This window comes from Yoonia sp. (assembly GCF_014859355.1).
Taxonomy (GTDB): Bacteria; Pseudomonadota; Alphaproteobacteria; order Rhodobacterales; family Rhodobacteraceae; genus Yoonia.
Map to the genome: position 1 here is coordinate 1 of NZ_JACUUJ010000058.1, position 10,750 is coordinate 10,750.

The following is a 10,750-nucleotide window of genomic DNA, read 5'->3' on the forward strand; positions in this document are numbered from 1 at the left end:
CGCCGGTGAAGGGGGTTCTAAGCCCAGTAACAAACACCCGCAACCCCTTTTTTCGCCTGCAAGGTAGCAAATGACCGTTTTGAGGTAAAAAATAAGCCTAACTCATTGTATTATAAATAATAATTATGTCAGAAAAATATAAATGGCAGGCAGAAAAACGGCCATATCAGGCATTTAATCCCCATATCTGTCAATGTAGTGCCAGATGGAGTGCACCACCTAATACTTTGAATTAAAACAATTTCTGAATCATTGATCTGTCTTACTGTGATTCCTTACGACAGCCCCGTCGGGGCGATCCTCTTCCAGAATCGCCACGCATACTTTCCGATCAGCTTATCGCTGCGCACAGTGTAAAGTGCCTGTCACGCGCAGCAAGATTGTGCCGTTCAAAAACGAAAGGCGCCCGGAATATTCCGGGCGCCTTAACGATGGGCCTTGGACATGGCCGGTCATCTATGCCGATCAGGTCGTGATGGAAGCTGCGTTATTCGTCGCTAGGCTCAAGACTAAGCGATGTCTGATCTTCCTTTGGGCGATCATCGCCGGGCATTTCGCCAGTGACCATATAGATCGTCTGTTCAGCAATGCCCGTCACGTGATCGCCCACACGTTCGATGTTCTTTGCAATGAAATGCAAATGCATTCCGACGGCGATGTTACGGTGGTCTTCCATCATATGTGTCAGCAACGACCGGAACAGCGTGTTGTAGATCTGATCGGCCTCAGCATCGCGCTCAATGATTTCTGCGGCTTTCACCACATCCCTTTGGACATAGGCATCAAGGGCATCCTTGATCATCGCTTCTACAAATCGGGCCATCCTGTGCAGACCGGACAATGTTTCGTTGATTTCGCCGTTCCCGGACATCGCGATTGTTCGCTTCGCGATGTTTTTTGCATAATCGCCACAGCGTTCAAGATGCGAGCTGATCTCCATGACCGATAGCACGGTGCGCAAATCACCCGCGGTTGGCCCGCGCAGCGCAATGAGCTTGGCAGCGTCTATCTTGATGGTCTGGTCCATGGTGTCGATCACGCGATCACCACTGCGGATTTTTTCCGCAAGTTCGATATCGCGTGTTTTCAATGCTGTCGCCGCACCGGTCAGCGCGATTTCGACAAGTCCGCCCATCTTCATGACGGCAGCTTGTATGCCTTCGAGGTCGCGGTCGAAAGAAGATACAATATGCTTTTCATTCATAACCAAGTGTCCTATCCGATCCGGCCAGTGATGTAGCTTTCGGTCCGGCTATCCTGCGGATTTGTAAAAATCTCCCCGGTGTTGTTGAATTCAACAAGGTGCCCAAGGTGGAAAAACGCGGTTTTCTGACTGACGCGCGCAGCCTGCTGCATCGAGTGTGTGACGATCACGACTGAATAATCCCGCCGCAGTTCGTCGATTAATTCCTCAACCTGTGCGGTTGCGATTGGGTCAAGCGCAGAACAAGGTTCATCCATCAACAAAACTTCGGGCTGGGTGGCGATGGCGCGTGCGATGCACAAACGCTGTTGTTGCCCGCCAGACAGGCTGGTCCCGGAATCGTTCAGCCGGTCCTTCACCTCGTCCCAGATGGCACCGCGACGCAGGGATTTTTCGACAATCTCGTCCAATTCAGCCTTGGACTTTGTCAGCCCGTGAATTCGCGGGCCATAGGCGATATTGTCGTAGATCGACTTGGGAAACGGGTTTGGCTTTTGAAATACCATACCAACCTGGGCACGCAACTGTACGGGATCGACGGCCCGGTCGTTGATGTCCCTGCCGTCAATTTCGATTTGCCCTGTGACCCTGCAAATGCTGATCGTATCGTTCATCCGGTTCAGGCAACGCAAGAATGTTGATTTGCCGCAACCTGACGGACCAATAAAGGCTGTCACGGTCTTGTCGACAATATCCACATCCACGTCTTTGATCGCATGGGTTTCACCATAGTGAACGTTGACGCCCCTGGCTTTGATTTTCAGATCAGTCATATGCACGTCCCGTTCAATCTTTCTCATGTCGTTCATCTAAAAGTCCTTTTCTGGGACGCTTACCATTTGCGTTCAAACTTTTGCCGCAGATAGATCGCAATGCCGTTCATCATCACAAGGAAACCCAGCAAGACAAGGATCGCCGCAGATGTGCGCGATACAAAGCCGCGCTCTGGGCTGTCGGCCCAAATGAAGATCTGGGTCGGAAGGGCCGTTGCGCTGTCAAACGGGCTTGAAGCGGCCGATGTGATAAAGGCGTTCATCCCGATCAGCAAAAGAGGTGCAGTTTCGCCCAAGGCCTGGGCAAGACCAATGATTGTGCCCGTCAGGATACCCGGCATCGCCAAGGGCAGCACATGTTGAAACACGACCTGCTGGCGCGATGCACCCAGCCCCAGCGCAGCCTCGCGGATCGACGGGGGGACCGCCTTGAGGGCCGCGCGTGTTGCGATGATGATGGTCGGCATCGTCATCAGCGCCAGCGCCAGACCGCCAACAAACGGCGCAGACCGCGGCAAGCCGAACCAGCCGATAAATACCGCCAGCGCAAGAAGGCCGAACACCACCGAAGGCACTGCGGCAAGGTTGTTGATATTCACCTCGATCAGGTCACTGATCTTGTTCTTGGGGGCGAATTCCTCAAGATAGATGGCCGCGCCAATTCCCAACGGAAAAGCGATCAGGAAACAGACCAACAGCGCCCAGAACGACCCGACAAGCGCACCTTTCAAACCTGCCAGTTCGGGAAAGCGTGAATCTGCGTTGGTGAACAGCGCCCAGTTGAAGGGCTTGGAAATTGCGCCCTGATCCTGCAAGGCGTCAAACCAGGCAATCTCATTATTCTTGACGCGACGGAATTCATTAGGCGTGTCCCGATCAATCAGGCCCTTGTTCAACTGGTCAAAAGGGTCCGAAACCGGCACTTTGATCGTGACTGTCCGACCGATCAACCCCGGGTCGGCCACAACCAGATCGCGCAGATGGAATTGTGCGCCGTTCGACAAAATGTTCCGAACAGATCGCGCCGTTGCCCTGTCGGTCATATCGACATCGGGCAGCATCGCGCCCAGCGACGCTCCGGCGACATCGGCAAAGCCGCCGCGCGGCAACCGCTCTACCGGCACTTCCGCGGGGTCGACATAGACATCCAACGTGACATGCGTCTGGGTAAAAGCCTGCCAGCCTGTCGAAACAAGCGACATCACAAGGATAAACAACATCGTAAACGCAATTGAAATGGCGCCAATGCCAATCGCCTGAAGCCAGACTTGTTTTCGGTGCCGTCGCTTGAGCGATGCAGCGACCAGATCAGCCGCAGATTGTCCTCGCGGTGCGCCCGCAGCATTGGTCGTATCGGTCATCGTGGCCGCCTTAATCGTATGCTTCGCGATATTTGCGCACGATGCGCAGCGCGAAAATGTTGATCATCAAAGTGACAAGGAAAAGCATCATGCCCAGGGCGAATGCTGCCAATGTCTTGGGGTTGTCAAACGCGGTGTCGCCGATCAGTAGCGTGACAATCTGCACAGTCACCGTGGTCACGCTATCCAGCGGATTGATCGTCATCCGCGCAATCAGGCCTGCCGCCATCACAACGATCATCGTCTCGCCGATCGCGCGGCTGACAGCCAACAGAACACCACCCACGATCCCGGGCAATGCAGCAGGAAACAGCACGTTCAGCATCATTTCAGCGCGTGTCGCCCCAAGGCCCAGCGCACCATCGCGCAAAGTTTGCGGCACCGCTGACAACGCATCGTCAGCAAAGGATGAAATGAACGGGATCAGCATGATCCCCATCACCCCACCCGCAGCAAGTGCGGTGTTGGGGGCAACATCCAAACCGATGGATTGGCCAAAACTGCGAATTGCCGGCGCGACCACCAGCACAGCAAAAAAGCCGTAAACAATCGTCGGCACACCCGCCAGAATTTCCAGCAAAGGTTTGATCACCGACCGCAATTTACGGGGGGCGAATTCGTTCAGGTAAACAGCCGAACACAATCCAACCGGCACGGCAAGCACGATGGCAACGAAGGTAATCACAAAAGTCCCAAGGATCACCGGCAACCACCCAAATGCCCCCTCAGCGGCAATCTGGTCTTCGCGGATCGGGATTTGCGGTTCCCAACTTGTGCCAAACAGAAATTCTGTGATCGGCACCATTTCGAAAAACCGGTAGGTTTCATAGGAAAGCGAGGCGACGATCCCAATCGTCGTAAAAATGGCAACGACCGAACAAAAGATCATCAAGCCGGAAATAATTCCCTCAACACCCTGACGCGCCCGGAATTCAGCGGTGACACGAGATCTGGCAAAATACATCAGGGCCAGTGACAACGCGCCAGCACAAACCACCAAAAGCCAATCCGCACGTTTGTTCAGCGCAACAAAATGGTCTGCTGCTGCAAATTTCCAATCTTCGGGCGTTCCAAAAATAACACCGCGCGAGACTGATTTGATCTCGGCCAAGATCAACTGAATGGCACCGGTTCCCAGATTATCCAGCACGCCATCAGGCAAATTGCCCATCACAAGCCGGTCAACAAGGGGCCCCCGAAACACCAACCACAACAAGATGAAGGTCAGCACCGGCACAAGGATCATAAGCGCTGAAAACATCCCATGATACGAGGTCAGGGAATGCAGCCTGTTACCAGTATCGCGTATTTCCCGCGCGGCCATGCGATTGATAAAGTAGCCCCCAAGCACGGCAAGGATCAGCAGAATGAACGGAATGGCAGTCATGGGTGCAGCTTTCGCAAAATGTATTGCCCGGGCCGCCACGGCGGCCCGGGCTTTGTCACAAAAAGGTTTTATTCCTCTGGCGCAAAGGAAATGCCACGAATGACGGCATCTTGCAGTGCGGCGCGACGCTCATCAACCAGCGGCACCAGCCCACGCTCTGACAGATATCCACCGGGGGCCAGCGCGTCTTCGGACATATATTCTTCGATGAACTCTTCCAGGTTCGGGATCACGCCGCGATGCGCAGCCTTGATGTAGAAATACAGCGGACGCGACACAGGATATGACCCGTCAGCGACTGTATCGAAGCTGGGTTCGATACCTGCAAATTTCACACCGGTCAGCGTGTCCAGGTTTTCAAAGACAAACGAATACCCAAAGATGCCAAGCGCATTCGGGTCAGACTGCAAACGCTGCACGATCAGGTTGTCGTTTTCACCTGCTTCGACAAACGGCCCATCGGTGCGCATCCGTGAACAGTTTTCATTGATCCACGCACCATCAAAACCGCCATCCTTGACATAATCCAGCTGTTTGCATCCTTCATGCATAGCCAGTTCAACCCATGCATCACGTGTGCCGGATGTGGGTGGGGGGCCGATCACAACGATGTCAGTTGCAGGCATACGCGAATCGATTTCGGACCATTTGGAATAGGGGTTTGCCACCCATTCACCGTTGACAGGCACTGTCGCGGCAAGGGCAAGATACATTTCGCCAAGCGAGATATCCCAGTCAAAATCGTTATTACGTGAAACTGCCATGGACAGGCCATCAAACCCGATCAACGCTTCGGTGATTTCAGTCACGCCGTTTTCAACACAAAGTGCGAATTCGGATGCCTTCATCGCACGGGATGCGCTTGTGATATCTGGGTGTTGTTCGCCAATGCCACCGCAAAAAATCTGCATGCCGCCGCCAGTGCCAGTACTTTCAACGATCGGCGACGGTGCGCCGGTATTGTTGGAAAACTGTTCGGCAACCGCCTGTGTGTATGGGAACACCGTCGATGACCCGACGATACGGATTTCATCACGCGCAGCGACCGCAGTCGCCGAAACGGCCAATATTGCGAGTGCTGACGTAGAAAGCTTTGTGAAAGACATTGTCACTCCTGATTGTCATAAGCGGGCAGAGACACCTCTCCCCATGCAACGCGCTAACCCGAATCTGTGATGCTTTTGCAAAAGTTTTGTAACAGATCTGTGACAATAAACGATCCAGTTCGACATTTATTCCATCACCAAGCATTTTTTCAGAAACATTTTTCGCGGCGCCGCCTTACGCCACAAAAAGGGTTTTAGAACACGCGCAGTCACCTTTTTTCAGGTCAGAATGCGAATGGCGCCACTGTGACACGTTTACCCAACGTCAACGCATCGGCCACATGAACCATTGGCGCAAGATCCACATCACAGGCCCCGGTTCGGATCAGGTCCACCATTCTGTCATAAAGTGCGGGGTATTCCCGGTCGGGGCCTGCATGCTGTTCGACCCCATCAATCAGCAGCCGCGCGCCGCCATCGTGCAGCGTCAAAGTGCCGGCCGTGGTCGCGATCGTGATATCCCAGCTTTGCGGCCCTTCCTGCCGCCAGTCGAAATCGCCTTTGACATTGTGCGACCACTGCATTTGCGCCGCAATCGGCGTGTCGCGATTGGCCGGAAATTCCAAAGTGGCTTTTTGCAGGAATACCGGCACTGGCAAGATTTCCGTCATGATCGAAAGCGCATTGCTGCCCGGATCGAACACCCCCATGCCGCCGGGTTCAAACACCCAGTCCTGACCCGGGTGCCAACGCCGCACGTCTTCTTTCCAAGTGATCTGCCCGCCCGTGATCGTTTTCCCTGCCAGCCATGCCTTGGCCGGGGCCACGCCCTTCGCCATGCGGCTATGCCATGTGGCAAACAACGTGACCCCTGCGTCCTGCGCCATCGCTTGCAGGATCTGCACCTCGGCCAGTGTCGCACCGGGGGGTTTTTCCAGCATAACATGCCGCCCCGCAGCAATCGCCTTGGCCGCATAATCAAAGCGCGGCACCGGCGGCAGGCAAAGCGAAACAACCGAAATATCCGGTCGCTCTGCGAGCATGTGATCGAAATTATCAAACGCAGGCACGCCGTCCACGGTGCCTGACCGGCTGACTGTTGCGGCAAGGGTCCAGTCTGCACTGGCATTGATGGCCGGCACATGCTGATCCACGGCGATTTTACCGATCCCCACAAGGCAAATTGGCGTTGTCATCAATGCGCCTCTTTTCCGACGGCATTGCCCCGGCAGCCGATCAGGAAATCAAAATCAGCCCCCGTGTCGGCCCCGGTCACGCGGTCATGATACAACTGCGCATACCCGCTGGCCGGGCGCGGGTTGGCGCCTGATTTTTCCGCTGACCATTCCGCCAGCCGCGCAGCCAGTTCCGCATCAGTGATATCAAGGTGCAAGCGGCGCGCCGCGACATCCAGCTCGATCATGTCACCATCGCGCACCACGGCCAGGGGGCCACCCACCGCCGCCTCTGGGGCGGTATGCAGCACCACGGTGCCAAATGCAGTGCCGGACATCCGCGCATCGGAAATTCGCACCATGTCGCTGATGCCCTTTTTCAACAACTTGGGCGGTAGCCCCATATTGCCGACCTCGGCCATACCGGGATACCCCCGTGGGCCGCAGTTTTTCAGGACCATGACACAGGTTTCATCAATATCCAGATCGTCATCGTTGATCCGCGCCTTATAGTCGTCGATATCCTCGAACACCACCGCCCGGCCCCGATGCGTCATCAAATCAGGCGTCGCCGCCGACGGTTTCAGCACAGCCCCATTGGGCGCCAGATTGCCGCGCAGAACCGCCACACCACCCGATTGCGTCAGCGCCTTTTCCACCGGAAGGATCACATCCTCATTCCAGTTCTGGACATCCTTGACTTCGTCCCAGATACCCTTGCCCGATACGGTCAGCGCATCCTTGTGCAGCATCCCCGCCTCGCCCAACCGCTTGATCACGACGGGCAGGCCACCAGCATAGAAAAATTCCTCCATCAGGTATTTGCCCGATGGCATCAGGTTGACGATGGTCGGCACGTCGCGCCCGCAACGGTCCCAATCGTCCAGCGTCAGGTCAATGCCCACGCGGCCCGCCATGGCCAGAAGATGCACCACCGCATTGGTCGATCCACCAATCGCGCCATTGGTGCGGATCGCGTTTTCGAACGCGTCTTTGGTCATGATATCGGACGGTTTCAGATCGTCCTTGACCATATCCACAATCCGTCGGCCGGTCACATGCGCCATCACCCGACGGCGGCTGTCCACGGCCGGAATCGCAGCGTTGCCCGACAGCGCCATGCCCAGCGCCTCGGCCATGGATGCCATCGTGCTGGCGGTGCCCATCGTGTTGCACGACCCCGCAGAACGCGACATCGACGCCTCTGCCTCGACGAATTCTTCGGCTGTCATTTCACCAGCGCGCACCGCTTCGGAGAATTTCCACAAATGCGTGCCGGACCCGATCCGTTCGCCCTTGAAATGCCCATTCAGCATCGGCCCGCCCGACACCATGATCGCCGGCAGATCGACAGAAGCAGCCCCCATCAACAGCGCCGGTGTTGTCTTGTCACAGCCCGCCAACAGCACAACACCGTCGATGCATTTGCCGCGGATCGCCTCTTCCACATCCATGGCGCACAGGTTGCGATACATCATCGCCGTGGGGCGCAAGGTGCTTTCTGATGGGCTGAACACCGGAAATTCCACCGGAAAACCACCCGCTTCGTAAACGCCAAATTTCACCCGCTCTGCCAGATCGCGCAGATGCGCGTTGCAGGGGGTCAGTTCCGACCATGTATTGCAGATGCCGATCACCGGGCGGCCATCCAGCAAATCAGCCGGCAGTCCCTGGTTTTTCATCCATGACCGGTGATAGATGGCATCCTTTGACGTGCCCCCGAACCATTCTTGTGAACGCAATCTACGGGGCCACTTTGCTGGTTTGAAGGTCATCGGTCATTTCCCTTTTTATAATGTTGGCGCTATCATTTCAGGTCTGTATCAAACAGGCAAACCGAATACGAGGGGACACCATGCAGCACGTCAATCTCAGCCACTGGACTGAACGGGTCGATCTGGCCGCCGCCTTTCGCTGGACCGCACGGTTAAAAATGCACGAATCCGTCGCCAACCATTTCAGCCTTGCGATCAATGACGACGGCACGCGGTTTCTGATGAACCCCAACCAGATGCATTTCAGCCGGATCAAGGCCAGCGATCTGATCGTGGTCGATGCAAACGACCCCGACACGCTGCAAGGGCCGAACGCTCCCGACCCGACCGCATGGGGGCTGCATGGCGGCATCCACCGGCATGTGCCGCACGCCCGCTGCGCGATGCACGTGCATTCGATCTTTGCCACCGTGCTGGCATCGCTGGCCGACAGCCGCCTGCCGCCGATTGACCAGAACTGCTGCACCTTTTTCAACCGTTATGTGATTGATGACAGCTATGGCGGGCTGGCGTTCGAAGACGAAGGCGCGCGCTGCGCAGCCCTGTTCACCGACCCGAAAAAACGCGTGATGATCATGAGCAACCACGGTGTGCTGGTCATCGGCGATACCGTCGCAGACACGTTCAACCGGATGTATTATTTCGAACGCGCCGCTGAAACATACATTCGCGCCCTGCAAACCGGCCAGGCGCTGCGCGTGCTGCCCGACGAGATTGCCGAAAAAACCGCGCAGGAACTGGAAAGTTACCCCGAACAGGATGCGCGGCATCTGGCCGAACTCAAGGCCATTCTGGATAGCGAAGCGTCAGATTATGCAGCCTGACCCCACCTTCTTTTGTTCAACAATACCTGCGTAGGAAGCATCAAATTTCTAGAAATTTGATCACACGCCAGCATCAACAACTTGCAGTCCGCCAGTAACTGCGCCACCTCTAGACCATGACACACACACTTCTTTCCTTCGGCCACGGCTATAGCGCCAGCGCCCTGTCCCGCATCTTGCTACCACAAGACTGGCGCATCATCGGCACCACAAGGTCAAACGACAAGGCCGGCCGCCTGATGAACGAAGGAATCGAGCCGCGCATCTGGCCCGGTGCCAACATCATTCCGGCGCTGGACACGGCCACGCATCTGTTGGTTTCAGCCGCCCCCGATGATGACGGCGATCCGGTGCTGGCAGCATTGCACGATGAAATCGCCGCACGCGCGGGGCAATTTGAATGGGTGGGCTATCTGTCCACCACAGGTGTCTATGGCGATCACGCAGGCGGTTGGGTGGATGAATCCACACCGCTGACCCCGTCAACCAGACGCGGGCACGCACGTGTCACGGCCGAGACCGCATGGGCCGCCATCCCCAACCTGCCGCTGCATATCTTCCGGCTGGCGGGCATCTATGGCCCCGGGCGCGGCCCCTTTGCCAAGGTCCGGCAGGGCACCGCCAAGCGGATCATCAAGCAAGGTCAAGTATTCAGCCGGACCCATGTGGCCGACATCGCGCGCGTGCTGGCGGCATCCATAGCGCGGCCCAACCCCGGTGCGGTCTATAACGTCTGCGACGATGATCCGGCCCCGCCACAAGATGTCATCGCCTATGCCGCCGAACTGCTGGGCTTGCCGCCCCCCCCTGCGGAGGATTTCGAAACCACTGAAATGTCGCCGATGGCGCGCAGTTTCTATGCCGAAAGCAAAAAAGTGCGTAACGACCGCATCAAGGACGAACTGGGCGTTGATCTGCTTTACCCCGACTATCGCAGCGGGCTTAAATCCTTGCTGGCACAGGAAATCGGCGCCTGACGGCCCAAGCGATTCCTGCAAACAGGAACAATAAAATAATCCCCGTCACAAGGTTGGATGCGTAAAACACCGCGCGATCGGCCCAATCCAGATTGTTCAGAAACCGATAAGGCAGGCCCGATGTCACCGCCCCCACCGGCGTTGCGTTCATTGGCCCGACCAGCAGTTCGGCCCAGGCCACATAGGCACAAATCACGCCGATCAGCCACGCCAATGGCGCACCCAGTC

The 10,750-nt window shown here is 56.3% G+C and carries 9 protein-coding genes and 1 pseudogene; 2 read left to right on the forward strand and 8 right to left on the reverse strand.

The window, feature by feature from the left end:
• Positions 1-487: 487 nt before the first annotated feature.
• The 7 genes from phoU to araD all read right to left on the reverse strand — a co-directional run bounded on the left by phoU (position 488) and on the right by araD (position 8,721).
• Positions 488-1,204, reverse strand: a complete 717-nt coding sequence (gene phoU, locus IBX59_RS14010; RefSeq protein WP_296376640.1) for a phosphate signaling complex protein PhoU — start codon at positions 1,202-1,204, stop codon at positions 488-490.
• A gap of 11 nt (positions 1,205-1,215) precedes the next feature.
• Positions 1,216-2,013, reverse strand: a complete 798-nt coding sequence (gene pstB / locus IBX59_RS14015; protein ID WP_296376641.1) for a phosphate ABC transporter ATP-binding protein PstB — start codon at positions 2,011-2,013, stop codon at positions 1,216-1,218.
• A gap of 23 nt (positions 2,014-2,036) precedes the next feature.
• The gene (pstA, locus tag IBX59_RS14020; RefSeq protein WP_296376644.1) at positions 2,037-3,338 is read right to left on the reverse strand and encodes a phosphate ABC transporter permease PstA; all 1,302 of its coding nucleotides are present in this window, start codon (positions 3,336-3,338) and stop codon (positions 2,037-2,039) included.
• A 10-nt stretch (positions 3,339-3,348) separates the two neighbouring features.
• Complete coding sequence (gene pstC, locus IBX59_RS14025) at positions 3,349-4,725, reverse strand: phosphate ABC transporter permease subunit PstC (protein WP_296376646.1); 1,377 nt, start codon at positions 4,723-4,725, stop codon at positions 3,349-3,351.
• Between the two features lie 68 nt (positions 4,726-4,793).
• On the reverse strand, positions 4,794-5,831 hold the full coding sequence (locus IBX59_RS14030) for a substrate-binding domain-containing protein (protein WP_296376648.1): 1,038 nt from the start codon (positions 5,829-5,831) through the stop codon (positions 4,794-4,796).
• A gap of 224 nt (positions 5,832-6,055) precedes the next feature.
• Positions 6,056-6,967 carry a Gfo/Idh/MocA family oxidoreductase gene (locus IBX59_RS14035; RefSeq protein WP_296376650.1) on the reverse strand — a complete coding sequence of 304 codons (912 nt, stop codon included), beginning with the start codon at positions 6,965-6,967 and terminating at the stop codon, positions 6,056-6,058.
• The gene (gene araD / locus IBX59_RS14040; RefSeq protein ID WP_296376652.1) at positions 6,967-8,721 is read right to left on the reverse strand and encodes an L-arabinonate dehydratase; all 1,755 of its coding nucleotides are present in this window, start codon (positions 8,719-8,721) and stop codon (positions 6,967-6,969) included. The genes IBX59_RS14035 and araD overlap by 1 nt, the downstream gene beginning before the upstream one ends.
• An 80-nt stretch (positions 8,722-8,801) precedes the next feature.
• On the opposite strand from araD, the gene IBX59_RS14045 reads away from it, so the two are divergent.
• Both IBX59_RS14045 and IBX59_RS14050 read left to right on the forward strand, forming a co-directional pair.
• Positions 8,802-9,545 carry a class II aldolase and adducin N-terminal domain-containing protein gene (locus IBX59_RS14045; protein ID WP_296376654.1) on the forward strand — a complete coding sequence of 248 codons (744 nt, stop codon included), beginning with the start codon at positions 8,802-8,804 and terminating at the stop codon, positions 9,543-9,545.
• Positions 9,546-9,661: 116 nt separating this feature from the next.
• Positions 9,662-10,522, forward strand: a complete 861-nt coding sequence (locus IBX59_RS14050) for an SDR family oxidoreductase (RefSeq protein ID WP_296376655.1) — start codon at positions 9,662-9,664, stop codon at positions 10,520-10,522.
• Here the strand turns inward: IBX59_RS14050 and IBX59_RS14055 are convergent.
• A pseudogene (locus IBX59_RS14055) lies at positions 10,488-10,750 on the reverse strand (hypothetical protein); the annotation flags it as partial. The gene IBX59_RS14050 and the pseudogene IBX59_RS14055 overlap by 35 nt on opposite strands.